The sequence below is a fragment of the Psychromonas sp. SA13A genome (assembly GCF_011378715.1).
Taxonomy (GTDB): domain Bacteria; phylum Pseudomonadota; class Gammaproteobacteria; order Enterobacterales; family Psychromonadaceae; genus Psychromonas.
On sequence record NZ_WTKU01000001.1, the window covers coordinates 375,029 to 401,945 of the forward strand.

Consider the following 26,917-nt stretch of genomic DNA (forward strand, 5'->3'; position numbering starts at 1 on the left):
TCATTCTTTTAATACCTAGCACTAAGCCTCTAAACTTATGATCATTTTCGGATTAAAAATAGGTATTAACATATTCATCCTCAATGACTCACACTAATCATTTTTCCATCGACAGACTCTCGACTATTGGCAGTGTGATAACGAGTAAAACCAGATCTATTAGTACCCATTTCATTTAACATGCAATCAAATATTAGGCAGGAAAAATGGATCAAATTAAAATGGATCAAATTAATATTAATTGGAATGGACATGACTTTATCAAAGTGAATACTCTCCTTCTTGAGTAAAGTCTATTCTTGAGCAGATGGTGTTAAAAATTTTAGGCTGTTAAAACCTATTACCAGAAAATGTTGTCATAAAGTATTGCCAGGAAAAGTTGTCGTTTAGACTAATGAAAAACATTAATAATTAGCTAATGAAATTAAAAAAGTAGGGATCAGTATTGATCCCTGCTTTTATTTATCACCTATTTAACTAACAGAAGGCTTACCAGAATTTATATTTCTACCTGTTTAAGTTCTTTTCATTGCAACCGTCATGGCGAATACAATAATCAGCCCTTTACTAACAAGCTGGTAAAAATAAGGCACGCCTAACATGTTTTGACCGTTTAAGACTAAAGCAACAATTAGCGTTCCTAGCAATGTTCCTGCAAGTCGCCCTTCACCACCTTTTAAGCTAGTACCACCTAGAATAACCGCGGTTAATGCATCAAGTTCATAACCATTACCTGCAGCTGGAATACCTGCATATGTTTGGGCTGCAAGTAAAATACCCGCGATACCGGCAAGTAGAGCCATAATGCAATAGACTAAAATTCGAGTTTTGACGACATTGATACCCGATAAACGTGCGGTCTCTTGGTTGTTACCAATAGCATAAACATTACGACCAAATTGCGTATATTTCATCATAAATGCAATGATCACCAATACCGCTATCATAATCACAATAGGAGCAGGAATACCTACGATAGAGCCTGTCCCCATAAAACGGATAATTTCTGATTCGAAAGGTTGAGGCTGGCCACCAATGATAATATAAGCAATACCACGTACTAAGCTCATACTACCTAGAGTAATAATAAAAGGGTTAATCTTTAATACCGAGATAAAGAAACCATTAAATAAACCAACACTGATAGCACCAACAAAAGTAAGCATTAGAGAAATGGTTAAGCCTAATCCTGCGTTAAGGCTGACACAGAGTATTACACTACAAAATGCGACCACTGAACCTACTGATAAATCAATACCATCACTGATCAGTACAACGGTCATACCAAAAGAAATAATACCAATGACGGCTGTGCCTAATAAAATATCTTTGAAATTGGTGATAGTGAAAAAATATGGGCTCAGATAAGAGAGCACCATAATGAGCACCACGCAGGCAATAGATAATTTAGCTAAATAACTAGATGTTAATAACTGAAAAAGAGAATTAAGTGGTTTTTTAGCCACTAATTCTTCACTTGTCGTGGTTGAATTTGGGTTATTACTCATTGTGCGACTCCTAATTCTTGCTCTGTATGAATTCCATTCATTGCCAAATAAATATCGTTATGATCATATTCGCTACGTGTAAACTCTTTAAATATTTCACCTTTATAAATAGTAATAATTCGGTCAGACACATGCATCAACTCAGTGATATAAGAAGATGTATAAAGAATGCCTCTGCCTTCTGCTGCAATTTCTTGAATTAATTTATTAACATCAAGTTTGGCAGCGACATCAATACCAGCCGTAGGCTCACACATAATTATTATTTTAGAGTTGAGTTGTAACCACTTTGCAATAATGGCTTTTTGTTGATTTCCGCCACTTAAGTTTTTAATGACTTTTTCTTCTGATTCAGTTTTTATATTTAATTTTTCAATAAAAGATCGTGAATCAAGTACCTCTTGGTTATTTTTGATCAAAGAAAATACTTTGTTTTTTTGTCCATTTGGAATGCAAATATTATCTTTCACACTAAGTTCAAGAAACTCACCATTTGATTGCCTATCATCAGAAACAAAACCTAATCCATAGTTAATAGCATTAATTGGGTTATTGATTTTGGCCTGCTTTCCTTCGATTTCAATTTCACCAGAAATTCGTTTTTTCAGCCCATAAATACTTTCAAAAACATCTTCAACACCAGAACCACCTAAACCTGCAAAACCAAGGATCTCTCCCTTGTGAAGTTTGAAAGTAACATTCTTAACATTAGCAACATTAAGGTTCTTAGCTTCTAACAACACTTCATCTGATACTGATGTCTGAGAACTATCATTAATATCTTTATGATGCTCAAACTCGGTTTGATCAGTAATGCCGCTCATACTTTCAATAATCCGATCGGCTGAGAAATCTTTTTTATCGCCTTCAACGATATTGCTACCATCACGAATAATGGATATTTTATCGCATATCTCTATGACTTCTTTTAATCGATGGGAAATGAAAACAACGCTACAACCTTGGGATTTAAGTTTGTTCATCAACTTAAACAATCGCTCTACATCACCTTGACGAAGTGTTGTGGTCGGCTCATCCATTAATAATATTTTCGGATTTTTTGAACAAGCTTTTACTATTTCTACCAATTGCTTTTCTTCCGCAGATAACTCAGAAATTAATGCCTTACAGTCAATATTCAACTCCAGCATTTTTAATAAACTAGTGGCATCTTCATTCATTTTTTTGAAATCAACGATGCCATATTTTTTGGGCATATTATCTAAAAATATATTTTCAGACACTGTCATATAAGGCATTAACCGACGATGTTGAAATATAATACTAATACCCAGTGCCTGTGCTTTTTGTGGATTAATATTGTTAATTTTTTCTCCATTAACAAAAATCTCTCCAGAGTCTGGCGCATAAGCTCCGTATATAACATTTAATAAAGTCGATTTCCCGGCACCATTTGATCCTACTAATCCAATAATTTCACCTTTATTAAAATTAAGAGAGATCCCTTTTAATGCTTTGGTACCATCAAAGCTTTTAACAACATTGTTAATTCTTAGTGCTGTATTATCCATAACTCAACCTAGTACTTTATGGTGTATTAATCAGAATTGATCATTAAGGTAATATTAATAAGCATGATAATTAAGGTATTAGCATGCTTATTAAACTAAATAGTTAGTCGAAATTTAAGAACTCTAAATTTTCCTCAACATTATCTTTAGTCACTAAAACACCTGTTGTTTTAACAATAAACGGAACGGGACGGTTATGATTCAAAATATCTAAAAGAGTTACCGCAAGAGCGCCGTAATTGTATGAATGCATAGCAAACACCCCCGTAATTACTTTGTCTTTTTTTAATTCTTTATAGATACTCGTACTTTCCACCACTGTAACTGATTTGATTTTCCCTTCCATATGCGCATTTTCAATACCGCGTACAATGCCTAATGCACTCGTATCTTCAATAGAAATAAAACCTTTAATATCTGGGTTTGCTTGAATAGTTGCAGCCGTCCAGTTCATTGCTTTAATAGTGTCGTAACCTGGACCAGCCTCTGTAACTACTTTGATTTCTGGATATTCTGCAAATGCTTTATAGAAACCTTTTACGCGGTCTTCTGATGGTGGGATAGGATCTGGAAATTTATTAATAGCAACTTTACCTTTACCACCAATAGATTCAGCTAATTGTTTAGCTGCAAAATAACCCGCAGCAACATCATCACCACCAACTTGGCTTTCAGCTTTTGAATCAGGCTGAACTGAATCCATAGTAACTACTTTCATTCCAAGAGAATGAGCTAGTTCAACACCTGCAACACCTGCAGCTTGTGTGGTTGAGCCTAAGATTAAAAGCTTTGCTCCTCTTTTTGAGAAGTTTCTAATAATTTCTAACTCTTTTACTGGGTCATCATTTGAAGATGCATCCATGAAATCATAACCTAATCGCTTTGCATTTTCTGAAGCACCACGTAGCATGCTTTGTTGAAATGAATCCGATTGATTATGCTGCATCAAAGCAATGACTTCAGGAGCAGCAGTCGCATTGAGACTAAAACCAGCTATTGCAGCGATCAATAAAGTTGATAGTTTTTTCATTTTAAGATTCCTTGTTAAATTAAACTGTATGTTATTTAGGTTTAAGGGGATCGTTATAAATAATGCTTAATAGATAATAACGATGTTGTTTAAAAAATATTTTATGTTTAAAAATTAACCTATTAATAATGAAACTGAGACGAGTTTAAATGCAATAAAATCATTTTATTGTGATCGCCCTACCGATTGTTTTTTATACGGAATGATTCCCATATAGTGGAACAAAATTGATCTAGATTAATTATTATCGATAAATCTAAGAAAAATATTGATTTTTAAATCTTACTAAGAAGTGTGATAACTATTTTTTAAATATGAATTTAAGTTGGTGAGAAATTTAAATAAAGAAGGTGAAATAAGAGGATTGATTAGATGACAAAGAGACGCTACTGAAAATTAAAAAGACACATCAACTCAAATCATAAGCTATTGTTTATTAGTTAAAATTAAATTTTATAGGCTAGGTAGACTAGCCTATAAATAATAATAAATAGTGCAATTAAAATAGACTATTTGATTCTTTTTTTAATTAAGACTTTCATTATAAGCAGTAACAAATGCTTTGGCATTGTTACGAATTTCATCATCACTCATGGATGGAGAATATAAAGCAGATCCTAAACCAAAGCCTAATGCGCCGAGATCTAAATAAGGTTTCATACTTTCTATGGTTGGATTGATACCACCAACAGGCATACAAATTGTCTTCGGTGGAAGTACCGATTTTAATGCTTTAAACCCATCTAAACCCAACGCGGAAACCGGGAAAATCTTTATACCAGTTGCACCAGCAGCCAAAGCGGAAAAAGCTTCTGAAGGTGTAGCAATACCAGGGAATACTGCGCAGCCTGCAGCTGCAGATAAATGGACAACTTCTTGATTAAAATTAGGTGTTACCACTAAGTTGGCACCCGTCGCAATCACTTGTTTCGCCTGCTCGCCGGTTGTCACTGTACCTGCACCGACTAAATATTCGTCTCCAAATTTTTCAACTAACTTCTTAATACTCTCAAGCGCATTTGGGCTATTTAATGGTACCTCTATCATAGTGAAACCTTCACTAATTAGGATTTCCGTCACGCGTATTACTGCATCTGATTCTACCCCTCTAATAATTGCAATAAGAGGTAAATGGTCTTCTAACTTAAACTTATTTTTTAACATTATTAATCACCTTCTTCAGTTCTATCATGCCCTTAATGAAACAATCATCACCATTAACATAAGTATTTTTTATACCAAACTCAGAACAAGCAAGTTGATAGGAACGGCATAAATTTTCACTGCCAACTAAATAAAGATGCTCATCCGTTTCATTCATCGTGTTTTTTAATGCGCTTAACTCTTTGCCTATTAACATACCTGACAAATACTCTAATACCTGATCATCAGACAGGTTATTAAAGAGTCGATGGGTTCTAACCAAAAATAATGCATTACTTAGCAGCCCTGATTGTCCTTCATTAAGCCCTCTAATAAATGCTTTCCCAAGCTCATGGGGCTGAGGTAGTTCAGATAAGCCTCGACCTAAAATCGAATATTGGGACAATATAGAGTAGAGCTCACCTGTCATATAAGTTGAAAATGAGCTTAATTTCCCATTTTTCATAACCGCATGTTTACTATGAGTACCTGGTAATATTGATAAAAAAGAAGTAGATTCAAGCAGATAAGAAAGGCCAATTAATTGGATTTCTTCACCGCGCATAACATCATATTGATCACCGTTCGATTGATGGCTAACCCCGGGAAAAATAACAGCCGACGCCCCCCACGGTAATAAAAATTGATAAGCAGTTGAAGCAAGGTTAATTAAGTCAACGGGCGTAGCTTGATAATTTACATCATGCCAGCCTTGTTTTGAGCCAACCATACCCGCCATGAAAATAGGCAAACTTTTAAACTCTGCTAACCATCCAGATAATATTTCCTCTAGTTGCTTTGCAAAGCCTCCCTCCTTCACTTGTAGTAGACCTAATTTTTCTTCTTTTTTATCAACAACATCATTGTTTGCATCCATAGCGAATACTCTAAAATTTGTTGTTCCCCAGTCTATGATCAACCAACTTATTTCTCGTTTGTTTAAATTCATTTCAGACCCTTTAATTAAAGTGAAAATAATTTTATTAACTTAATTCACTTTATATTTGTCTATGATTTCTCTATTCACTTCGACACCAATACCCGGTAATTTAGATATCTGAACTTTTCCATCTTTTAGCTTGATCCCATCAAAAATAAGATCCGTTCTAAATGGGTGAGACGATTGATCAAACTCAAGCATGGGTTCAAGGGGATTAAGAGATAATGGCGTGGCAGGAATGGAAGCAATAAATTGTAAAGATGCGGCGATACCAATACCAGACCCCCAAACATGAGGAATCATCATGGTATTGTGCGCTTGAGCCATTGCAGCAATTTTTTTACATTCTGTAATACCACCTGAAGAACATAAATCTGGCTGAACAATGTCTAGTGCACTAGCTGCAAACCAAGGACGATAACCAGTTTTACCAAAAATTTGTTCTCCTGCGGCAATATAAGTTTTAGATAAGTTTTTTATCTGTGCATAACCTTGCAGATCTTCAGGTGCTAGTAGCTCTTCAAGAAAGTAAGGATTAAACTCTTCCGTTTCTTTTATAATTCGACGTGCAGCACCAACATTATAAGCACCATTCGCATCGGCCATAATCTTAATATCATTACCAACGGATTCGCGAATCGCTTTAATGAACTTGATATCTTGTTCAACACCAAAGCCAATTTTTAACTTAAACGCAGAAAAACCTTTATCTACATATTGCGCCGCTTCTTCAATGGAATCTTCTGGATATTTACCATTTTCTACTCGATAAAATCCTGTTGCATAGGGCGTTACTTCGGTTCTGAATGCACCACCAATAAGCGCATGAATAGGTTTATTTACTGTCTTGCCCATAATATCCCATAGCGCAATATCAACACCACTCATCGCATTGACGGCAGCGCCACCTTGGCCATATGGACGGGTGTGGTTATACATTTCTTCCCACAACACCTCGACGTCAAAGGGATCTCTATTCAATAATATTTTTTTAAATATATGACTAATAAATGCAGCAGCAATATGTGGAGACTGTAGGCCATGACATAGAGATTCACCCCAGCCAGTTACACCTTTGTCGGTAACAATTTCAATAATAAGTGAGCTTCGTTCATGTACCCATCCTTGTGAAAAATAGAAAGGTTGATCAAGAGGTACTGATATAGCGTGAGGAATAACATCTATGATTTTCATTTCATACTCTTCCAATTGATAAATTTATTGTTGGCTTATTATGTAAGTCAATATTATGGAGAGATGATAGTGAAAATATTGAGATCTAACTACCAATAAACCATCGTAAGAATACATTCCCACATGATGGAACAAATCAGTTTTTTGTTAATGGGTTAGTATCAATTTTAATATTCCATCATATGGGAGAAAACAAAAACCAAATAGGAAAAATGACTTCATTGGCTTATGCTAGAAAGCTAAAGATTATCTACTGATGCAGTCCTATAACACTTGATCACTGCAGTTTATTACAAGAGGATTTGAATATTATGAAATATCAAAAAATGTATATTGATGGTGTTACTGTGGTATCGCCACAACAAATTGAAATTGTGAATCCCGCAACAGAAAATGTGATTACGAAGATATATAGCGCAGATAAAGAATATGCTCAAAAAGCATTAGATGCAGCAAAGAAAGCACAAAAGCCTTGGGCGAATACACCGATATCAGAGCGTGTAGCATGGATGAAAAAACTACAACAAGCAGTCATAGAAAATGAAGAACTATTGCGCCAGTGTGTGCATGAAGAAACAGGAAAGACATGGGCCGGTACTGAGGAAGACTATCAATCATTAGTGGATAGTTTAGGATTTTATTCCGAAGAGATTCAACGCCACGGTGTTACCCAAATTCCAGATATCGCAGGTACTCATAAACATACACTAAGTACTAAACCTGTAGGTGTTGTAGTTGCTTATTTATCATGGAATTTTCCATTATTAAATCTTGGATTTAAGTTAGGTCCTGCAATGGCAACAGGCTGCCCGATTATATTAAAACCTTCATTAAAATCTCCCTTGTCAGCCTATGCTTTAGGTGCTATTTGTGAACAAATAGGTCTTCCTTCTGGCGTTGTTAATATTATTAGCGGTGATGATGCCGATATTGGCGATTACATCTCATCATCTAAAATTCCAGCAATGTTGACATTGATTGGGGCTATTAGTACCGGCATTAAAATTATGCAAGCAGGGTCAAGTACTATTAAGCGTTACTCTATGGAACTAGGTGGAAACACCCCATTTATTGTTTATAAAGACGCAGATTTAGATCTCGCGGCAGACATACTAACCGCATTGAAATTTGGTAATGCAGGTCAAATCTGTGTAGCTCCCAATCGTATATTTGTTGAAGCAGCTATTGAGAAAGAATTTACAGCCAAAGTATTAGAACGAGTTAAAAATGTTGTTGTAGGTTACGGAAAAGACAGCAACGCAACAATGGGGCCATTGATAGATAAAGCGTCGAGAGAAAAGGTTCATGCTTTAGTAACTAACGCGGTTCAATCTGGGGCAGAACTTATTACAGGAGGGACTTTTGATGCTAAACAGGTTGGAGCATTTTACCCACCGACAGTACTAAGAAATGTAATAGATACTATGCCAATTTACCAAGAAGAAGTTTTTGGCCCCGTTATTAGTTTGATTACGTTTGAACATGAAGATGAGGTTTTACAAAGAGCAAATGATACTGATACTGGATTAGCTTCCTATGTCTTTACACAAGACCATGTTAAAGCAAATAATGCAGCGAATACGTTAGAGTTTGGAGAAATCCAAATTAATGGTGTTAAGTACGGTATAGATTTACCCCATGTTGGCATTAAACAATCTGGTATCGGATGTGACTGTTCAAAGTATGCTTTGAATGATTACCTTTATCTGACACGTGTTACTGAGGTTATTTAAAACTCTCGCTATTTCGCACCTATTTTTGATGGTGCTTAATAGCATTAGTAACCTATTCAACTATTCAATCTATGTAGCCAATGATAACCAACATTAGAATAAATAATCCCTATTGGAATCAGTATAAGACTTGGATTTATTGGTGGATTAGAAATACTGAAAGCTATCAAGAGGTATGAGTTCAACTAGTTTATAAAGGCACTGCTAGCTTACAAAGGTATAAATAGCTTATACAGATATAAAAAATAATTTAAATTTCAATAACATTAATGATTTACAGGGTCATAACTGGTGGATTCAATATTGAAGTACATAATGACTAAACAGCTATTTACTGAAAAAGCCCATAAAAATCACAATACAATATTTAACTTTTACATATTAACCAGAAATGATTAATAATCATATTATTACTTCTCTTTTTCAGGCCATACATAACCTACATTAATGCACCAGATGCCATCGGAAGGCACAACTAAACGATCGCTTCCTTTTGCATCCCAAACACGTGAGAGTAACTTTTTAAGCTTAACGATTAAGTTATGTTTTTTAAATGCTTGGTATCGGTTTGAATAACCTACATCTACTGAATTAGGCACGGGTTTTAACTGTAGAATACTCATAATTATCTCCTAGAATAAGTGTTAATAACGGTATACATACACTTTTAAAAGCTATTTATAGTTGAAGGTATAATAAAGTAGCTAGTGTTTGTCGCTTATTAGCAATATAAGCAAAACTTATTCCAAAAGTAGCGTAAGGTTGATTATTAAATATAGAAAAAGCACTACAAGAAAGTTTATTGAATAAGAAGCCACACAAATAAGATAAAATAAAACAAATACTTAACTAACTTAACAACCCTTTTAATATGTTATTTCTTCATCGGTAAAACCCACTTAGTTTATAGTATTTTCCTATCTGTAAAAAATATTATGATTCAATAATAGAATAACATCTTCCAGTTTGGTGCAAATTAAGCGCAAAAATGGTGCGAAAACGGTACGAAAATATCAATTAATTACGAAACGCTAGTAAATTAATGATCGACCATCTGGTAACGTTAGTTTTTTAATCGTTATGCTCTTCAATATTAAATCTGCCAAACAATAAAAGGCTAGAATATCTATCAAGCACTAAATAAAAACAACGCCGTTAATAAAGCCTTGGCTCCTACAAACCGACACCTTAAATCAAATTTTATATTTAACCTCAGTTCGGACTAAGCAAAATGAGTCACACCGCTATTTTCGTGAATTTCTGCGTTGATTCATCTTACAATAACCTGTTATTACTTCATTAAATAGCCTTGAACTTAACAAAACTAGCGACACTGCCTAATGTGCATATATACCCGTTACCATTCAAGATGCAAAGTTCTGCAAGTTGTGAGACGAGTAGCTTCTAGGCAGAAAGTTGAAGATCTAACGAGTTCAATCAATACTTTCAAACAACAAAGATGCTTGCCTCACAACTTGCCCTGTGGGTCGTTAGCTCGAAAGCAATTCAGCGTTGCAACATTCGATAAGGACTAGCCATTTAAGATGTAAATACTTGTTTTTACATCTACCGGCAGAGGATTAACGTAGTTAATCGCTCGATAGGTCATCTACGCCTTGCCTTGCTGTCCAAGCTAACAACTGAATAAAGCATATCGATTGATAACGGGTATAGCTTTATGAATTTAAATATAAAGACGCTCTCATTATCCAGAATTGTAGTTAATTATTTAAGAGTCTCCAAAGCAATATAGAGCCTTATAATTTTGTGTAATGTGATCACTTAACATTTCAAGAAAATGCTTAAAAAAACACAACAAAAACGCAACATATTGATAACAAAGTTATTTTTTTTGAAATGTATGTGTCACATTAAAATAGTCACAAACAATCGATTATGCAGATTGAACAAAACTATTGACGAACACAATTGCTTATAGTAGTTTCGCATTTCGAAAGTAATATTTTACAATGCAGAACAACTATTAGAGAGATACGCCATTGACTAACATGATGAAACCCAAAGAAGAAGTGCATTGGCGGACAACCGCGCCCCGTGGGCCAGATTGTTCATCATTAGAAACTAACCTAACCGTTGATACAGTGATTGTCGGTGGCGGGCTAACTGGTTGCCGAACTGCTCTTGGTTTAGCTGAGAGTGGTATGTCTGTTGCTTTACTTGATGCCAAAGAAATTGGCTGGGGTGCATCAGGTAGAAGTGGTGGTCAATGCAACCCTATCTGGCGTGAAACACCAGCACAGTTGATCAAGCGCTTTGGTGAGGCACAAGCTCAACGTTTGATTAAAACAACGCTTAATTCAGCCGATGCTCTGTTTTCAGACATTGCTAAATACAATATAGACTGTGACGCGGTACAAGCAGGTTGGGTTCAAGCAGCACACAACCGTAGTGCCAGAAGATCACTTGAAAAACTTGGTGCCGCTTGGTCTGCAGTAGGGGCGAAAATAGAAACACTTGAAGGTGATGCGGTTAAACAAGCTACGGGTTCTCCAGCTTATAATTTTGCCTTACGTCATGCAGCAGGAGGCCACGTCCAACCTTTATCATTAACACGTGGTTACGCTAAAAATGCTCAAGAGAAAGGTGCGCAGTTGTTTAGTGATAGTCCTGTTACATCTATTGAGCGTCAAGGAAAACAATGGCGAGTAACCTCTCCTTCAGGTTCCGTAACCGCAGAAAAAGTTGTGCTAACCACCAACGCCTATTCAACTGACTTATGGCCAGGGCTAAAACAAACTTTTTTACCAATGATTAGTATCGCTATTGCTACTGAGCCTCTTTCAAAAGAATTACAAGAGGTTATTTTACCAGGTAAAGTTACCATTGCAGACTCGCGCTTAGCCATTTACTTCTCTCGTTATGATCGTGATGGACGACTTATTTTTGGTTGCGTAGGTAGTGCAGATGCAGTTGGTATGTTAGGTGGGCATAAGCGCCTTCGCGAGGGCTTACATACAGTATTCCCTCAGCTAAAAAACACAAAAATCGAACGCACTTGGTCAGGACGCATTGCCGTTACGCCAGAAATGATGCCGCACTTACATGAGCCTGCACCAGGCATCATCGCGGGACTTGGCTTCAGTGGACGTGGTATTGCGATGACATCCGTCATGGGACGAACAATAACGGATAAAATATTAGGCGCTAGTGATGATCAACTTGCATTTCCAGTGTCTCCTATTAAGAAGATCCCAATGCATAAAGTTATGGCTGCTACGTTGCCATTTGGTGCTCCAGCAATGAGTATCAGAGATAAAATTAGCACAATAATCGACATTTAATATTAATCTAAACCTGGTCTAGTGAATGCTCTGTTCACTAGCCCTTTTTGACCTAATAGGTAATTAATTATGACTACATTTACTAAGTTTTCAGACTGTGACACAGCGCCAAACGAAAGAACCCCAACGGATGTAACTATTTCAGGTACACCAATCCATACTGGATGGCCTCACTTTATTAGTGCTGATGGCAAAACACGCTCAGGTGTATGGCAGAGTACTGCCGGTGTTTTTCGCGGCCCGATGAATGATCAAATTGAGTTTTGTCACATTCTTGAAGGCGAAGCATTAATTAAAACAGAAGATGGCAAAGAGTTTACTGTAAAGTCTGGGGATGCTTTTGTGATGGATAATGGCTTACAACCAATATGGCATGTTGATAACTTTGTAAAAAAACACTTTGTGATCGTCGCTGTACCTGCATCTGAATAACTATTTTTGGTAATGGCTCCCTAAAATGGAAATAGGAAATCATTACCAACAAAGACGACCTTATTAAAATACTAAAATGATCAATCTTATACTTGGTCAAACTGATAGATCATAATAGTTAAATTGATAAATAAAATCGTTAAGTTATTTATATATAAACTCAATAGGATTAATTAAAAATGCCAAAAATAATGGTTCAGGAGGTATCCAAAAGGAAGGTCTATCCCTTATTTAACGCCCTTTAATTAATCTATCCACCTAGTGCATACATAATGCGCCATTCCTTTTCTACCATCATCACTATTTTTAGCTGGAATCGACTATGCAACGATCTAACCTTTTAAAAGACGGCCTATTCTGGATCACTTCAGGTTATATCCTTTGGGGGCTGACACCACTCTTCTATCAGTATTTTCATGGTGTAGATGCAGTGGAAATATTTGCCATGCGAGTTCTATTCTCAGTACCACTTATCGCTATATTATTGTGGGTAACGCGTACTCCAGTACGTGTATTCAAAATGTTGATGGTACCTAAAACTTTCATTTCATTAATTCTATCAACTGCTTGTATCTCTACCAGTTGGTATCTAAATACTTGGGGGGCTACCAACGGCCAAGTACTAATGGTAAGTCTTGCGTATTTCCTTACGCCACTGATTAGCATCTTGATTGGTGTGATCTATCTACGTGAGCGGCTTACTACATTACAGATAATCGCGTTGCTACTTTGCATATCAGGATTTTTATATGCATGTATCAGCTTAGAAAGCTTCCCATGGTTAACGATCGGAATCGCACTTGCATTTGGTTGCTATGGTGTAATTAAGAAACAAGTACGTATTGATACCCTCAACGGATTAGCAGCAGAAACTTTATTAATGATACCTTTTGTACTATTTTATCTGGTTGTTATATCAGGGCCGACACAATGGGAAATGGGGGATAACACTATACGAATTTTGTTGATCCTAACTGCCCCAGTAACTATTTTACCACTGGCCCTATTCTCTTTCGGCGTCGCACGGATAAAAAACCTTTCTACTATCGCGATTCTACAATACATAGAACCTACTCTTTATTTCTTGTTAGCCGTCTTTATATTTGGTGAAGCAATTGATATGCAACGTCTAACCACTTTCATTTTAGTATGGATGGGCTTTACTGTATTTTCAATCGATGGGATACGTCGTGCTAAGTTAGCTAAATTTGCAGAGAATATAGTAATAGAGCGTTCAGAAAGGTGACATTCTAATTTAACCTAAGTTGGGGTAAGCAATTTCTCCAGCAAGGTTATTTTGTATTAGCTTCTTTTAAGGTTAAAACTACCGACTTTAGTCGACTGGCCTATGATATCTCTAATTTTCATTTCTATTGTTTATGGGGAGAAGATAGCGTAATCATCATGCTTTTATCCAATCAGGTACAGTCAATTCAAATTAACCTTAAAATTTCATTTTATTTATAAATTTAAATTTAATTACCCCTCATAAAAACAAACCTAACATGCTGAAATAAAAAGACATTTAATTATTTCATATCTGGCACTATAAGTTGAATTTTGTGGCTCTAAATTACCCTCTGCGCATCGAATATATTGAATACATCAATCACTTTTAGTAAGAAGCAATGGACATTATCTCTCTAACATTAGAAGCCTCTACCTTGATATGCGTTGCTATTTTCATAGCATCTGTGATCTCTTCAGCGACGGGTATGGCAGGTGGCGTATTAATGTTTGCCAGTATGAATCAAGCAATCGCTCTGCAACCGTTAATTGCGATTCACGGTATGGTGCAAGCATTTAGTAATGGTGTTCGTTGTTGGTTACTAAGACCTCAAATACTATGGGGAATGTGTTTACCTTTTGCTTTCGGTGCACTCATTGGTACTGCCATTACTACATATTTCCTGATCAGTTATATTTCAGAAGGTAATGCACTATTTGTTTTGCTAATACTTATTTTTTATACCCTTTGTAAACCAAAAAAATTACCTGAATTACTGCTTTCAAATAATCAGTTTTTTGGTGTGGGAATACTAACTGGAAGCCTCGGCATTATAGCAGGTGCTATTGATCCGTTATTAGGTGCTTTCTTTGTTAGAAACGACTTATCTAAAGAGCAAGTGGTTGCCACTAAATCAATGATGCAATTTATTGCTCATATGATAAAAATTCCAGCCGCAATATTTATCGGTTTTTCAGTATTAGAGAACATCAATATCATTGTACTGTTTTCATTTGTTGCCATGTTAGGTACACAAGTCGGTGTTTATATGCTCAAACGTATTCCAAATAATGTTTTTTTCATGGTCATGAAGGTCGCGTTATTACTAGCTGCATTGCGAATTAGCTATCAACTAATCGTAATTTATTATTAATCAGAGTCGAGTATTTATTATGTCAATATCATATAAAGTTAATAACCCATTTAATCAAGAATTACTTGGAGAATTCCCTTTTTCAAGTAAAGAAGAAGTAGAAGCCCAATTAGTTTTATTAAAAAAAGGCCAAAAAACATTAAAAAATATACCGGCACATGAGCGTTCAGACATACTTCGACGTTTATCGGTATTATTAGATGAAAACTCAGAAAAATTAGCGAAGTTAATCACTTTAGAAACAGGTAAAACAATTGCTGATAGCCGTGTTGAAATGGTTCGAGCCGTCAATGCAAGTATTGCTAGTAGTGAAGAAGCAAGACAGATTATAGGTGAAACATTAGATTCTGACGCTTATGCCCCTACAAGAGGTAAATTAGGTATCGTTTGCTGGCGCCCACTTGGTACTGCGTTATGTATAACACCTTTCAATTTTCCTATTAATATTGCGATTCATAAAATTGGTCCAGCTTTCGCCGCAGGTAACACCGTTATGTTTAAGCCGGGACCACAAAATACACTCTCAAGCCAACTATTAACTGACTTATGCTATGAAGCAGGTTTTCCTGAAGATACATTGCAGTTATGTATGCCAGATATTCCAGAAATGGGTGATCTAATAGCAAGCCCTTTAATTAATGTGGTTAACTTTACCGGAGGAACCGCTGCAGCTAACTCAATTGCACGTGCAGCAGGTTATAAAAAGCTCTTACTTGAATTAGGTGGAAATGATCCACTCATCGTTATGGCAGACGCCGATATCGATTCAGCTGTCAATGCAGCAATAAACCAACGATTTGCAACTGCAGGGCAACGTTGTACAGCCGCTAAACGCCTTTTCTTACATGAAGACATCTACATGCAATTTAGAGATACATTAATAGCTAAAACAAAACAGTTAGTTGTTGGTGATCCGCTACAGGAAGAGACATTCATCGGTCCAGTGATAAATGAAAAAGCGGCTAATGAAATTAAACTAAGCATCGAACAAGCTGTTTCAGTAGGTGCAACGGTTGCGTTAGGTAATAAACAAGAAGGTAATGTTATTTATCCAACGATTTTAGAAAACGTAAATAGCGATTGTGAGTTGATGGTTGAAGAAATATTTGGCCCAGTGATTCCACTGATGTCATTCTCAGATATTGAACAGATTATTCCTATTATTAACAACTCTGCTTATGGCTTACAAGGTGGCATTTTTACACAGCAATTAGGCCTTATTAAATATTTGTTTGACGAGTTAGATATAGGTACTCTTGCCGTTAATGATGGCCCAGGGTTCCGTGCTGAACATTTTCCTTTTGGTGGCGTTAAATCAAGTGGTGTAGGCCGAGAAGGTATTAAATACGCAATACGCGAAATGAGTTATTTGAAAACACTTGTGATCTAAACGATTATTTAATTAACAATAAAAAAGACTCGGCTAATTCTTAAATTAACCGAGTCTTTTAGTATGAATTGATATTGCGAGGACAATGTGAGGTTAGCAGTATTCGAGCTACCGACTGAAAAAATCATCTTGAAGTAACATGGGTATATATCCGAATAAGGCCCAAAATATTGATAAGTACCTTCATCATAAAATTCTGACATTTAACCTATCTGAGATGATTTATCAGAACTGCTTTTCTTACAGATTTATTGAGTATTTTTTGTTTAATTAAACATTAATATTTATCTAGAGTTATCAACAAACATTTACAATGCCACTCGTAACGTCCCCCGAACTACTCGCTCTTTTTAGATATTGAAAATAGCACTTTATCCTTGATGTAATTTGCTACCAGAAAGAGATTAACCAAACAAATAATTCAACAAAAACTGATTATATTTTAGTGTTAAAAGGTAACAAGAAAAAATCACCTGTATGGCCGCGAAAAAGAAAATGGTAATAGATGATAAGTACCGCTTAACCTTATTGGAGAGCGGTATTAAAGTGTGCTAAGGATGATCTTTCATGGAGGACTTATTGATTTACTTATTACTCTTTTATCTTTTTTCTTTAGGCGCCGGTACAACAAGAACAGGTATCAAAGAACTCCTCAGCACGCTCTTCGTGATACTTCCTAAGAAGGTATGAATGACTCCTCGTTGATGCGTACCCATGATAATAACGTCCGTATTGATCTCTTTAGAGACGGATAAGATAGTTTCTGCTGGGTAAGCTTCAATTACTTGTGATGATTTGATCTGTACACGCAGTGCTTGATCTTCAACAGAGAGACTATTCCAAAAATTGTCTTGTCGTTCCTGTAATATTTCTGTCGCAGATTTGACTCGCTCCTTTAGCAATTTATGGCGAGTATCAGAATTGGTAATATACCGTAAAGTAATTTTCGCATCCGTAGAGAGTTTTTCTACCACGTGTAACACATGAATATCAGCCCCAGTCGTTTTGGCTAAATAAACCACGTATTTGAAAGCATTAATAGAACTTTCGGAAAAGTCAGTACAGTAAAGTATGTTATTAAATTTAGGTAGCATAGTCAGTTATCCAAGTAACAGTGAACGATTTGTTGGCTATTGCTTGATATGTCTAGCGATAGCCAACAAGGTTTATTTAGTAGCCAAAGAAGCGAGGTAAAAATAACGTAATCTCAGGGAAATACGCAATAATAAATACCGCTATAGTTGATACAAAGGCAAATGGTAGTGCTTGGTTTGTAACGCGTTCCAATGAAATATCAGAGATACCCGCCGCTACAAACAAGTTCTCACCCAGCGGAGGAGTTGCAAAACCAATTGATAGTGTACAAATCATTACGACACCAAAGTGAATTGGATCGATTCCTAAACTGTAAGTTACTGGTAATAGCACCGGTGTCAGAATCATGATGGCAGCGAGTGTTTCCATAAACATACCTACAAATAATAGAAACAAGATGATCATTGCCCAGATTAAATATAAGTTACTTGTCATGCTCAACATTGACTCTGCTACAATAGCTGGGATCTGATTTTCAACCAGTACACGACCAAATATTGTAGCAGTAAACAGGATCATGAGGATACGGCCAGTGAGCCAAGTGGTGGTTTCTAAAGAATCAACAATCTTTTTCCACGTTAGCTCTCTGTAGATAAACACACCAACAAATAAAGTATAAAAAATGGCTACAATTGCAGATTCAGTTGGCGTAAAGAAACCTGAATAAATACCACCTAATATAACTAAAGGCGCTAGTATTGACCAAAAACCACTGCGCATAGCATTAAGGATAGTGCGAAAGCTCCAGCCTTCTGCTGTACCTTGGTAACCACGACGACGACAGCGAATATAGTTCAAAATTAATAAACTAATTGAAATAACTAACCCAGGAAAGACACCTGCAATAAACATTTTGCTAATTGATACGGTTTGAAACTCACCATGCATTTCGATCGCTTCTCTCGGGACACTTAAACCAATCGCTGAAATACCAAAAATAACCATAGGAATAGAGGGTGGAATAATAATGCCTAAACCACCTGCCGATGCTGTAATCGCAGAAGCGTAGCCTTTATCATAGCCACGGTTGACCATAGCTGGAATCATTAACATACCAACTGCTGCGGTTGTTGCAGGTCCTGATCCTGAAATAGCGCCAAAGAACATACACGCTAATACAGTCGCTGCACCGATACCACCGGTGACTGGCCCTGCAAAACTTTCTGCTAATACGACTAACCGTTTCGATATGCCAGCTGCTTCCATTAAAGCACCTGCTAATACAAATGCTGGCAGTGCCATTAAGGGAAACGATCCGACCGAAGTAAAGGCGACTTGTACGAGTTTTATTGGGTTTTCACCGAGGTAGAGAAAAGAGGAAAGTGCGGCGACTCCTAGTGATACACTAATCGGTGCGCCCATAATCATCAGGCCTAAAAACGAACCAAATAGAATAATAATTAGATACGAATCGTTCATGATTTTTCCCTTGCTGTCGCTGATGTTATTGTATCGTCAGACTCGCTGGTTTTATTAATTAGGTTATCCATCTCTTGTGATTCAGGATCGATAATCTCTTCACCTTTAACTAACTTAAAGTAATTCACCTGAAGTACGCGAAAAGTAATGAGCGAGAAACCTAGTGGTAGAATGAAATAAATATATTTCATAGGGATGCCTAAGGTTTGTGACTTCCAGAATAGATTCATTTTGTTAAATACGAAGTCATATGAGAGGTAAATAAAGTAACTATTGAAAGCTACCCAAACCATGTCTGTAAAAACTTCTAGCTTTGGGGGAAGCCAGGCTGGCATCAGCTTATATTGAAAGGTTACACGGTTGTGTGCATTGAGTCGTGCTGCATGTGCAGCGCCAAAATAAACAAACCATACAAACATATAAACTGACAGTTCTTCACTCCAAGCAATAGAATGGCCAAAGAGTTGTCGGGAGATAATTTGTGCAAACAATAGCGTTACAAATATGGCTAATAAGGCGCGGCAAACATAGCCTTCCAATTTATCCATGAAAATATAAAACTTTTTAAATTTTTCGCCCATCGTGATAATCCAAATATATGTAGCCTTACGAATAACTTATTAGCATCATTTTATGCCAAAGTGTTCCGCAGGCTATTTGACCTAACAAAACAGTCCGAAGATGTTATCTAGCGGACTAAATATCGTGGTTATTGACTAGATTTCCTCACGACCGATCGCTTTCAATACTACGTTTATTTTGTCTTTACCACCGACACTATCATAGTATTTAGGCCAAACTTGAGTTGTCGCTTTTTCGATCCACTCAGTCTCATCGACCTCATTGACTTCCATTCCATGTGCTTTTAACTTTTCAAGAGCTTCAGCTTCTTTTTCTCGTAAAAATTCAGCACTATAAATAGTTGCTGCTTTGCCGGCAGCCAAAATTGCTGCTTGTACGTCTTTAGATTGATCTTGATAAACACTTTCCGAAATAATCATTGGCTCAAGCATGAAGTTATAATGAATTAGACTGATGTACTTTTGGATTTCATAAAACTTCAATGATTCAATGTCAACCAATGCAAGATCTTGCCCATCAACAACTTTTTGTTGTAATGCAGTAAATAGCTCAGACCAAGCCATTGGTGTTGGATTGATACCCCAAGCATTGTAAGTATCTATCATAATTGCGTTTTTAGGGACACGGACAACAAGACCGTCTAAATCAGCGAGTGTTTTAACTGGTTTCTTAGAGTTTGTTAAAACACGAAAGCCAGAGAACGTCCAACCGACAATACGCACGCCAGCATCACGAACAGTGTTTTCAACAAGTACATCAGTTGCATCACTTTGAATTAGCTTTTCAGCTTCTTCTAAACTCGTAATCATATAAGGAAGGGTGTAAACACCAACCGTTGGAGAAAATGGGGTAATGTTATTGATAGCAACAACAGAGAAGTCTAATGTACCCAGAGACGCATCATTCACAGTATTTTGCTCAGAACCAAGCTGACTATTTGGAAATATACGTATTGTATCTTTAGTGTTTGCTTCGAAAGATTCTGTAAATTTAGTTGCTAGTGCATGTTGAGCGGTTCCTTCTCCGCCACCTAATGACATTTTAAATTCTTTGGCAGTTGCAGTGAGTGAAGCGCTTGTTAACAGTATAAAGCTCAGTAACGTAGCAGTTGATTTAAACTTAGGTTTCATTTCCATACTAGACCTCTTAATTATTTTTAATTTAATAAAGAATCAAAATAGTGGGATACAACTTTAATAACTCCACCAATTGTTTCAAGGATGTTACTCATTTGTTTCACAATGTTATATACATGTTTTATAATATGCAACTTCAATTCCATACTCAAACACGTTATGCAGCGACATTTCCCTGATAGAATTCAAATAGGGTGACGAACATCACAGTGAACGATAATTACCCTAACTTAGAACTGTTACTTATCTTTAGTGCCAAGAGCTATAATCGATAGAACCAGATATTATGCTTAAAAATTGCTGAGATTCTGTTCATTTCAATAAAAATTAAACATGCATAAAGACCATTCATGAGTAAAAAATATTGCATCATAGTGAAAATATTCATTGGTCTATAAATACTTTTATTCGTTCAAATTTGCTTGATTACTATGGGCATTACTTTAGGTATTACTTTGAGTATGGCTATCGTGACTTGTGTGCGAGGCTTTAGATAATTTAGTTTTGATGTGAAAGTTAATTGTTGTTATTAAAAGGAATTTTTAGCTCGTATTTTAACCTTGAGGTTATTACTGCACCTAACCTCAAAAGAAAGGGGGCACAGCATTAAGTAAGAAAAAGCATGAGTTATTCGATTCAATGACGACAATCAACTCAATGCTTAACTTATACCATTGAACCAAATCTAGCTGAGATTTTAGCAGCGGTTTCCAGCAATAGTGGAGCTTCACTTTCTAACGCTTCCAGTGAGGCAAAGCGGGTTGGTGTCCACAGGCTCAAAGAGGCCATAATACGATTATCATAATCCACGATAGGAACGGCAATCCCAACGACTTGCCAGAACTCTTCACGATTAGAGGTCGCGTAGCCTTTAATTTTTATCTGCTCAATATCACGTAATAAAGACTTCTGATCAGTCAACGTATTTTCTGTAAATTTTTCAAGTTCAGCAGTATCTAAATACTTATCTAGCTCCACTTTATCCATATGCGAAAGGAAAAGTTTGCCTACTGCCGTGCAATGTAAATCCGATTGTCCCCCCAATTTCACAGCCAGCTTATAGGGCTTGATAATACGGGTGCGGATAAAAGTAGCAGAGTAATCGCTCAATACAGCAACGGCGACATTCATCCCAGTTGCATTACCGAGATCAATTAAATCCTGCCCCTCTATTTGCTCTAGGTCTGTCTTCTGCCATGCAGCCCTTGCCCAACTAAATAATTTGGGCCCCACTGTGTATGACTTATCGCGCTCGCTAAATTCAACCAACGCCTGCCCCATTAAAATAGACAATATTCGATGCGTCGAGCTTTTATTAAAACCTGATGCAGCAACAATTTCAGAATATGTTAATTTGCCCGGTGCTTTAGCCAGTATATCCAATACAACCACCAGTTTTTCAACGATGGAACTTTGCACTTCACGTGCCATAACAATCTCCTATAAACCTAAAAAAATTGGTCATTATACTCGATACCAATAATTTTGTATTAAATACCATACGCCAAGACTAAAACGGAATTTATTTGACTGGCCTGTCAATTCATCGTATCTTGTTTTGCGAAACTAGAATTTTACAATGCAAAACAATTAAAAGAGGTGCCTATGAAAAAACTAATTAATGACCCAGCTAATTATGTCGATGAGGTTGTGGAAGGCATGTGCCTTATGCATCCTGAAATTTATACTGTCGATGGTGATACTTCTCGAGTACTTCGCCGTACGACTGCCGCAGAAAGCAAAGTTGGCGTTATATCTGGAGGTGGTTTTGGCCACTTACCGTTGTTTGCTGGCTACATTGGCGAAGGTCTATTAGATGCTTGCGCGATAGGTGATGTATTCGCCTCTTCTGACATGAACCCAATGTTAGAATCAGTGCGCATTGCAAATACTGGAAAAGGCGTCTTATGTGTTGTCGGTAATTACGGTGGTGACCGAATGAATTTCGACATGACAAGTGAAATGGCAGAACTAGAAGATATCGTAACGACTAAGGTCATCGTTGCTGATGACGTTGCTAGTGCAGGTCCAGAAGAAGCATCTAAACGTCGTGGTGTTGGCGGTTTAGTTTATGTATTTAAAATTGCAGGAGCAGCAACTGCTGCAGGGCAATCATTAGAAGAAGCAACAGCGACAACTCAGAGAGCTTCTGACAACTGCCGCTCTATTGGTGTTGCATTATCGTCTTGCATAGTTCCTCAAGCGGGGAAAGCGACCTTTGAAATTGCTGATGATGAAGTTGAACTAGGCATGGGTATTCATGGTGAGCCAGGTGTATGGCGTGGCAAAATAAAACCTGTCAATGATCTGGTTGATGAAATGATTGATTACATCCTTAAAGATATGCCATTAGGTGCATCAGATCGAGTATCAATACTGGTGAATGGCTTAGGTGCTACGCCAATTGAAGAGCTATATCTTGTTTTTCGTCGCGCTAAAGAATTACTTGAAAAACAAGGTATTACTATCGCCTTACCGATGGTTGGGAACTATGCAACGTCTATGGAAATGGCCGGTGCATCAATAACTATTATGAAATTAGATGATGAACTAGAGTCATTATTAGGCGCTCCTGCCGACTGCCCTTTTTGGAGAAACTTGAAATGAGCCAATCAACAATTACGACTGAAGATTTAAAAGCTACGATCGCCGCGATCCACAAAAATATTGATGTAGTTGGTGCTGAACTAAACGAACTTGACGGTAAACTGGGCGATGGCGATTTAGGTGTTACCCTAATTAATGGCTTCAATAATATGCAAAGTACTGCTGATGCCTTACCAGCTGATGTGGGCATGGCATTATTTGAATGTGCTAAAGCTGTTACTAAAGTATCTGGTTCTAGTTTTGGTACCTTAATGGCAACGTCAATGATGGCTGCTGGAAAATTAGTTAAAGGCCAAGAATCTATTGAAGCAACTGAGATCCCTAAATTATTGCAAGCAGCACTTGATGCAATGATGAGTCGTGGAGGCGCTAGCTTAGGCGACAAAACGGTATTAGATTCCCTTAATGCGATGATTTTGGCAATGGGCGAAGCTCAAACAACTGGTGCGATGTTAGATGCAGGCGTTCAAGCCGCGGATGAAGCATTAGTTGAGTATAATGGCAAGATTAACAAAATTGGTCGTGCACGCATCTTTGGCGAACGTACTATTGGGATGGATGATCCTGGTATGGTTGCCGTTGTTAGAATGCTTGGCTGTATTAAAAACGCGTAAGTTATTTATACCCGTTAAATAGTCACTCTTATACCTAAAATTAGCTCTCCTCAGGGCTTGCTGATTTTTGTATATTGATTTGTGACGGGTATATACGTTTTTATTTAATTAAAACTTTCAACGTATAACAGTCCCATACTTAAAGTAAAACAGTCCCATACTTAAAGTAAAATAACGTCAAAAAAGTAATCCTCCTTCCCAACACTTTATTTTCTAACTTACTTACTACACATCATATTTTATACAAATTAAACTTTATTGTTTATTGACTCATTTCATACAACGTTTCAAGGGTGACTTGCCGATCTCGGTACATATGCGCTATTTGTGCAAGTAATAGTTCAGCGCTAGCAACTGAGTCAACCAAGGCATTATGAGCGGTATATTGAGGTAAGTTATAGCGTTTCCTGACCGCTGAAAGCCGATTATCTTGGGATATTGTGTTGCCTCCCGTTTTTGCAGTTTTCCACTCTTCTATTTTCATGGTATCAACCCACATCAAAGGTAACTCAGGGAGCCCTAAGAATTTTTGTGCATAAAAGTCTAGAAAGTTTTTTTCAATCACTTTGCCATGCACCACCAATATTTTACCTTTACTGGCATTCAGTAAAGCATTAATCACTTGCTCAAGAGGAACGCCATCATTTTGGATCATTTGCGGTACGATTTGATTGATAACCGCTGTCTCATGATTAATGTCTTGGCTATTACGAATGTAATAATGTTGCTTACATCCAAGGTCGATTTGCATATTGACAATTTCTACCCAACCAATACTAATAATATCGTTTTTGGCTGGCTCAAAACCAGTAGTTTCAAAATCAACTACGAGAAAAGGCAGTGCCTTAAACAGTGTATTTTTATCGAGTAATGGCTGACTTAAATTCAAGCTAACTTCATTAGGAAGACTCGATGCTAAACATTCTGTGCGTTTAGCCGCCAATTCTTTCCAATAATTCTTTTTTTTAAAAAAGCGACGCATTAGCTAAATCTCATCTTCGTATATTGTTGCCAATCATCAATCAGACGAAAAGCATCTTTGATGTGCTTACGCTCGAAACTACCAAAATAATCAGGATTTATCTTACTACTTGGTATCTCGCCTTTATTGAGCATATCCACTTGATAAGAAAAACGGAAACTTTTAAGAAAGTTATACGCACTGATTATATTTTTTAAGGTTGCATCATCCATCAGCCCCGCTTTATTGACTGCAATTAACCTGTCAGTGGTATTACAGGCATCAGACTTAGCTGATAGCGCATAAATTCTCGCTAAATCGACAATAATATTAATGCCATAACGCTTTATATTAAGTGTTTTTTCATTATGTTCATTCTTACTTAATACCAGATTATGGAAAATCCCTAAAGGTGCACGATTCTCTGCCGCATCACGAATTAATTTACTCAAGAAAATACGGCTAGAAAGCATTTCTTTAAATTCATTTACCAAGGTTGTTCTGTATTGGTGGTTCCCATATATAACCCTAGTATCAAGAAATACACTCAGGTTCAAAAGGCATTCGTATTCTGGATTGCGGATCCACTTTTTAAAATATTCTTGCCATACAGATAAAGGTTGGCACCACTTCGCAGTGACCGCCATAAACTTACCGGGACAAAGCTCATAACCACAAAGGTCGAGCCCCTTAGTGACGACCATCGCAAGGTGACGAAAATATACTTTATCTTTTGTTGTTGCCTCATTCGATAAAATAATCGCACTGTCCTGATCAGACAAAATATGCGCCTCTTTACGCGCATGAGAGCCAGAGACTACCCAAGAAAACTCACAGGGCACAGGGCCAAGTCGGTCAATGGCAATATCAATTAAACGCTGATTCACAGCATCCATGATCGTACTCAAAATAGTAGTGATTAAGTCTGCAGGCACTTTATCATTGACCAATGATTGAAAAATACGGTCACGTTCAGGCATGTGTTCTGCCAATTTATTTTCACTAGTTGATTTTTTTATTTTATTAATCAGATAAATAGCTTCAATACGCTGATTTTGAAAAAGTTGATTTAAAGATAACAAACCCAGTACTTTACCATGTTCGACAATGGGCAAATTTTGAATATTGTTTTCCATCATGCAGATAGCAGCATCAAAAACACTGGCCTTTGGAGAAATAGTACTTGGTAGTGCACTCATAATCTCACTAACTGGCGATTGTGTGCTTTTCTCTTCCGCAATTACTCGCCCAATAAGATCCGTGCAGGTAACAATCCCAACTAACTGATTATCCTTTTTTACTATTAAACAAGATGCATCGTTATCTCGCATAACTTTAGCTGCTTGCGCAATGGAATCGTCACTATTAACTTGCGAAAATTGTTCACTGGCTACTTGTTCTACGCGATTAAAAAAAGAGTTCTGACTAATATCAGACCAACTTGACTCAAGTGCTGAATGGATCCGGTCTTCCGGTTTGGCAGTAAAATGTTGTGCATATTCGGGATATTGAGATTGAATATAATAAATAGTTTTGGCCGGCACTAAATAAAGTAATGTATTGTCAATTGCCTCTATTTGATAGCGCGCTTCGGAGTTAGAAAATAAACTAAAACCAAATACATCATCCTCTTCAAGCCGCCCTCTTAGGCTGCCATCAACGCACCGCTGTTCAATAGCGCCTGTTTTGACAATAAACAAATAGTTATCTTGTTCCGATGAAGGCGGTGGGATCACCTCTCCTTTGGCAAGATAAACGATCTTAATTGTCGCACTTACTTTTTGAAGTAATGCTTCCGGTAAGCGACTGAATGGATCGATATTAGCGATAAACGATTCAATATTTGGAATAAGTGTTTCTGACATAATACAACCATTAAGAAATAGACAATATAGTCATATTTATAGCATACAATGGA

Annotated in this window: 22 protein-coding genes; 8 read left to right on the forward strand and 14 right to left on the reverse strand. The window is 36.9% G+C overall.

The features are described 5' to 3' along the window. Window positions 1–515: 515 nt before the first annotated feature. The 6 genes from GQR44_RS01655 to GQR44_RS01680 all read right to left on the reverse strand — a co-directional run bounded on the left by GQR44_RS01655 (window position 516) and on the right by GQR44_RS01680 (window position 7,347). Window positions 516–1,508 carry an ABC transporter permease gene (locus tag GQR44_RS01655; RefSeq protein WP_166368570.1) on the reverse strand — a complete coding sequence of 331 codons (993 nt, stop codon included), beginning with the start codon at window positions 1,506–1,508 and terminating at the stop codon, window positions 516–518. Continuing rightward, on the reverse strand, window positions 1,505–3,040 hold the full coding sequence (locus tag GQR44_RS01660) for a sugar ABC transporter ATP-binding protein (RefSeq protein WP_166368572.1): 1,536 nt from the start codon (window positions 3,038–3,040) through the stop codon (window positions 1,505–1,507). The genes GQR44_RS01655 and GQR44_RS01660 overlap by 4 nt, the downstream gene beginning before the upstream one ends. A gap of 103 nt (window positions 3,041–3,143) precedes the next feature. Further along, on the reverse strand, window positions 3,144–4,070 hold the full coding sequence (locus GQR44_RS01665; protein ID WP_166368574.1) for a sugar ABC transporter substrate-binding protein: 927 nt from the start codon (window positions 4,068–4,070) through the stop codon (window positions 3,144–3,146). A gap of 525 nt (window positions 4,071–4,595) precedes the next feature. Then, window positions 4,596–5,234 (reverse strand): 2-dehydro-3-deoxy-6-phosphogalactonate aldolase, encoded by a 639-nt coding sequence (locus GQR44_RS01670; protein WP_166368576.1) that lies wholly within the window; start codon window positions 5,232–5,234, stop codon window positions 4,596–4,598. Further along, window positions 5,221–6,162, reverse strand: a complete 942-nt coding sequence (locus GQR44_RS01675) for a 2-dehydro-3-deoxygalactonokinase (protein ID WP_166368578.1) — start codon at window positions 6,160–6,162, stop codon at window positions 5,221–5,223. Before GQR44_RS01675 ends, GQR44_RS01670 begins: the two co-directional genes overlap by 14 nt. A gap of 39 nt (window positions 6,163–6,201) precedes the next feature. Further along, window positions 6,202–7,347: a mandelate racemase/muconate lactonizing enzyme family protein gene (locus GQR44_RS01680; RefSeq protein ID WP_166368580.1), complete on the reverse strand. Its 1,146-nt coding sequence runs from the start codon at window positions 7,345–7,347 to the stop codon at window positions 6,202–6,204. Between the two features lie 311 nt (window positions 7,348–7,658). Here GQR44_RS01680 and GQR44_RS01685 point away from each other — a divergent pair, with 311 nt between their 5' ends. Continuing rightward, on the forward strand, window positions 7,659–9,080 hold the full coding sequence (locus tag GQR44_RS01685; RefSeq protein WP_166368582.1) for an aldehyde dehydrogenase family protein: 1,422 nt from the start codon (window positions 7,659–7,661) through the stop codon (window positions 9,078–9,080). Window positions 9,081–9,490: 410 nt separating this feature from the next. On the opposite strand, the gene GQR44_RS01690 is transcribed toward GQR44_RS01685, so the two are convergent. Next, a complete protein-coding gene (locus GQR44_RS01690; protein WP_166368584.1) occupies window positions 9,491–9,703 on the reverse strand; it encodes a hypothetical protein in 213 nt (70 codons plus the stop codon). Between the two features lie 1,386 nt (window positions 9,704–11,089). Here GQR44_RS01690 and GQR44_RS01695 point away from each other — a divergent pair. From GQR44_RS01695 to GQR44_RS01715, 5 genes are all read left to right on the forward strand, one after another. Further along, on the forward strand, window positions 11,090–12,382 hold the full coding sequence (locus tag GQR44_RS01695; protein WP_166368586.1) for an FAD-binding oxidoreductase: 1,293 nt from the start codon (window positions 11,090–11,092) through the stop codon (window positions 12,380–12,382). Between the two features lie 69 nt (window positions 12,383–12,451). After that, entirely contained in the window at window positions 12,452–12,814 is a 363-nt protein-coding gene (locus GQR44_RS01700) for a cupin domain-containing protein (protein WP_166368588.1), read from the forward strand. Window positions 12,815–13,136: 322 nt separating this feature from the next. After that, window positions 13,137–14,060 carry an EamA family transporter RarD gene (gene rarD / locus GQR44_RS01705; protein WP_166368590.1) on the forward strand — a complete coding sequence of 308 codons (924 nt, stop codon included), beginning with the start codon at window positions 13,137–13,139 and terminating at the stop codon, window positions 14,058–14,060. Window positions 14,061–14,442: 382 nt separating this feature from the next. Continuing rightward, the gene (locus GQR44_RS01710; protein WP_166368592.1) at window positions 14,443–15,195 is read left to right on the forward strand and encodes a sulfite exporter TauE/SafE family protein; all 753 of its coding nucleotides are present in this window, start codon (window positions 14,443–14,445) and stop codon (window positions 15,193–15,195) included. 19 nt (window positions 15,196–15,214) lie between these two features. After that, window positions 15,215–16,585 carry an aldehyde dehydrogenase family protein gene (locus GQR44_RS01715; RefSeq protein ID WP_166368594.1) on the forward strand — a complete coding sequence of 457 codons (1,371 nt, stop codon included), beginning with the start codon at window positions 15,215–15,217 and terminating at the stop codon, window positions 16,583–16,585. 599 nt (window positions 16,586–17,184) lie between these two features. Here GQR44_RS01715 and GQR44_RS01720 read toward each other — a convergent pair. The 5 genes from GQR44_RS01720 to GQR44_RS01740 all read right to left on the reverse strand — a co-directional run bounded on the left by GQR44_RS01720 (window position 17,185) and on the right by GQR44_RS01740 (window position 22,236). Continuing rightward, window positions 17,185–17,679, reverse strand: a complete 495-nt coding sequence (locus GQR44_RS01720) for a universal stress protein (protein ID WP_166368596.1) — start codon at window positions 17,677–17,679, stop codon at window positions 17,185–17,187. A gap of 76 nt (window positions 17,680–17,755) precedes the next feature. Continuing rightward, window positions 17,756–19,099 carry a TRAP transporter large permease gene (locus tag GQR44_RS01725; protein ID WP_166368598.1) on the reverse strand — a complete coding sequence of 448 codons (1,344 nt, stop codon included), beginning with the start codon at window positions 19,097–19,099 and terminating at the stop codon, window positions 17,756–17,758. After that, the gene (locus GQR44_RS01730; RefSeq protein ID WP_205962928.1) at window positions 19,096–19,680 is read right to left on the reverse strand and encodes a TRAP transporter small permease; all 585 of its coding nucleotides are present in this window, start codon (window positions 19,678–19,680) and stop codon (window positions 19,096–19,098) included. Before GQR44_RS01730 ends, GQR44_RS01725 begins: the two co-directional genes overlap by 4 nt. Before the next feature lie 135 nt (window positions 19,681–19,815). Further along, window positions 19,816–20,817: a TRAP transporter substrate-binding protein gene (locus GQR44_RS01735; RefSeq protein ID WP_205962929.1), complete on the reverse strand. Its 1,002-nt coding sequence runs from the start codon at window positions 20,815–20,817 to the stop codon at window positions 19,816–19,818. 666 nt (window positions 20,818–21,483) lie between these two features. Continuing rightward, window positions 21,484–22,236, reverse strand: a complete 753-nt coding sequence (locus GQR44_RS01740) for an IclR family transcriptional regulator (RefSeq protein WP_166368600.1) — start codon at window positions 22,234–22,236, stop codon at window positions 21,484–21,486. Window positions 22,237–22,422: 186 nt separating this feature from the next. On the opposite strand from GQR44_RS01740, the gene GQR44_RS01745 reads away from it, so the two are divergent. Both GQR44_RS01745 and GQR44_RS01750 read left to right on the forward strand, forming a co-directional pair. After that, the gene (locus GQR44_RS01745; protein ID WP_166368602.1) at window positions 22,423–23,424 is read left to right on the forward strand and encodes a dihydroxyacetone kinase subunit DhaK; all 1,002 of its coding nucleotides are present in this window, start codon (window positions 22,423–22,425) and stop codon (window positions 23,422–23,424) included. After that, entirely contained in the window at window positions 23,421–24,038 is a 618-nt protein-coding gene (locus GQR44_RS01750; protein ID WP_166368604.1) for a dihydroxyacetone kinase subunit L, read from the forward strand. Before GQR44_RS01745 ends, GQR44_RS01750 begins: the two co-directional genes overlap by 4 nt. 262 nt (window positions 24,039–24,300) lie before the next feature. On the opposite strand, the gene GQR44_RS01755 is transcribed toward GQR44_RS01750, so the two are convergent. Then, window positions 24,301–25,020 (reverse strand): exonuclease domain-containing protein, encoded by a 720-nt coding sequence (locus GQR44_RS01755; protein WP_166368606.1) that lies wholly within the window; start codon window positions 25,018–25,020, stop codon window positions 24,301–24,303. Next, complete coding sequence (locus tag GQR44_RS01760; protein WP_166368608.1) at window positions 25,020–26,864, reverse strand: DUF294 nucleotidyltransferase-like domain-containing protein; 1,845 nt, start codon at window positions 26,862–26,864, stop codon at window positions 25,020–25,022. The genes GQR44_RS01755 and GQR44_RS01760 overlap by 1 nt, the downstream gene beginning before the upstream one ends. Between the last annotated feature and the right edge of the window lie 53 nt (window positions 26,865–26,917).

Excerpts from the sequence above, each read along its gene's own strand:
- GQR44_RS01700 (WP_166368588.1), top strand. The coding sequence starts at position 12,452 with ATGACTACATTTACTAAGTTTTCAGACTGTGACACAGCGCCAAACGAA.
- GQR44_RS01655 (WP_166368570.1), bottom strand. The coding sequence starts at position 1,508 with ATGAGTAATAACCCAAATTCAACCACGACAAGTGAAGAATTAGTGGCT.
- GQR44_RS01680 (WP_166368580.1), bottom strand. The coding sequence starts at position 7,347 with ATGAAAATCATAGATGTTATTCCTCACGCTATATCAGTACCTCTTGAT.
- GQR44_RS01735 (WP_205962929.1), bottom strand. The coding sequence starts at position 20,817 with ATGGAAATGAAACCTAAGTTTAAATCAACTGCTACGTTACTGAGCTTT.
- GQR44_RS01710 (WP_166368592.1), top strand. The coding sequence starts at position 14,443 with ATGGACATTATCTCTCTAACATTAGAAGCCTCTACCTTGATATGCGTT.
- GQR44_RS01695 (WP_166368586.1), top strand. The coding sequence starts at position 11,090 with ATGATGAAACCCAAAGAAGAAGTGCATTGGCGGACAACCGCGCCCCGT.
- GQR44_RS01720 (WP_166368596.1), bottom strand. The coding sequence starts at position 17,679 with ATGCTACCTAAATTTAATAACATACTTTACTGTACTGACTTTTCCGAA.
- rarD (WP_166368590.1), top strand. The coding sequence starts at position 13,137 with ATGCAACGATCTAACCTTTTAAAAGACGGCCTATTCTGGATCACTTCA.
- GQR44_RS01760 (WP_166368608.1), bottom strand. The coding sequence starts at position 26,864 with ATGTCAGAAACACTTATTCCAAATATTGAATCGTTTATCGCTAATATC.
- GQR44_RS01730 (WP_205962928.1), bottom strand. The coding sequence starts at position 19,680 with ATGGGCGAAAAATTTAAAAAGTTTTATATTTTCATGGATAAATTGGAA.
- GQR44_RS01690 (WP_166368584.1), bottom strand. The coding sequence starts at position 9,703 with ATGAGTATTCTACAGTTAAAACCCGTGCCTAATTCAGTAGATGTAGGT.
- GQR44_RS01685 (WP_166368582.1), top strand. The coding sequence starts at position 7,659 with ATGAAATATCAAAAAATGTATATTGATGGTGTTACTGTGGTATCGCCA.
- GQR44_RS01675 (WP_166368578.1), bottom strand. The coding sequence starts at position 6,162 with ATGAATTTAAACAAACGAGAAATAAGTTGGTTGATCATAGACTGGGGA.
- GQR44_RS01715 (WP_166368594.1), top strand. The coding sequence starts at position 15,215 with ATGTCAATATCATATAAAGTTAATAACCCATTTAATCAAGAATTACTT.
- GQR44_RS01660 (WP_166368572.1), bottom strand. The coding sequence starts at position 3,040 with ATGGATAATACAGCACTAAGAATTAACAATGTTGTTAAAAGCTTTGAT.
- GQR44_RS01665 (WP_166368574.1), bottom strand. The coding sequence starts at position 4,070 with ATGAAAAAACTATCAACTTTATTGATCGCTGCAATAGCTGGTTTTAGT.
- GQR44_RS01725 (WP_166368598.1), bottom strand. The coding sequence starts at position 19,099 with ATGAACGATTCGTATCTAATTATTATTCTATTTGGTTCGTTTTTAGGC.
- GQR44_RS01755 (WP_166368606.1), bottom strand. The coding sequence starts at position 25,020 with ATGCGTCGCTTTTTTAAAAAAAAGAATTATTGGAAAGAATTGGCGGCT.
- GQR44_RS01745 (WP_166368602.1), top strand. The coding sequence starts at position 22,423 with ATGAAAAAACTAATTAATGACCCAGCTAATTATGTCGATGAGGTTGTG.
- GQR44_RS01750 (WP_166368604.1), top strand. The coding sequence starts at position 23,421 with ATGAGCCAATCAACAATTACGACTGAAGATTTAAAAGCTACGATCGCC.
- GQR44_RS01670 (WP_166368576.1), bottom strand. The coding sequence starts at position 5,234 with ATGTTAAAAAATAAGTTTAAGTTAGAAGACCATTTACCTCTTATTGCA.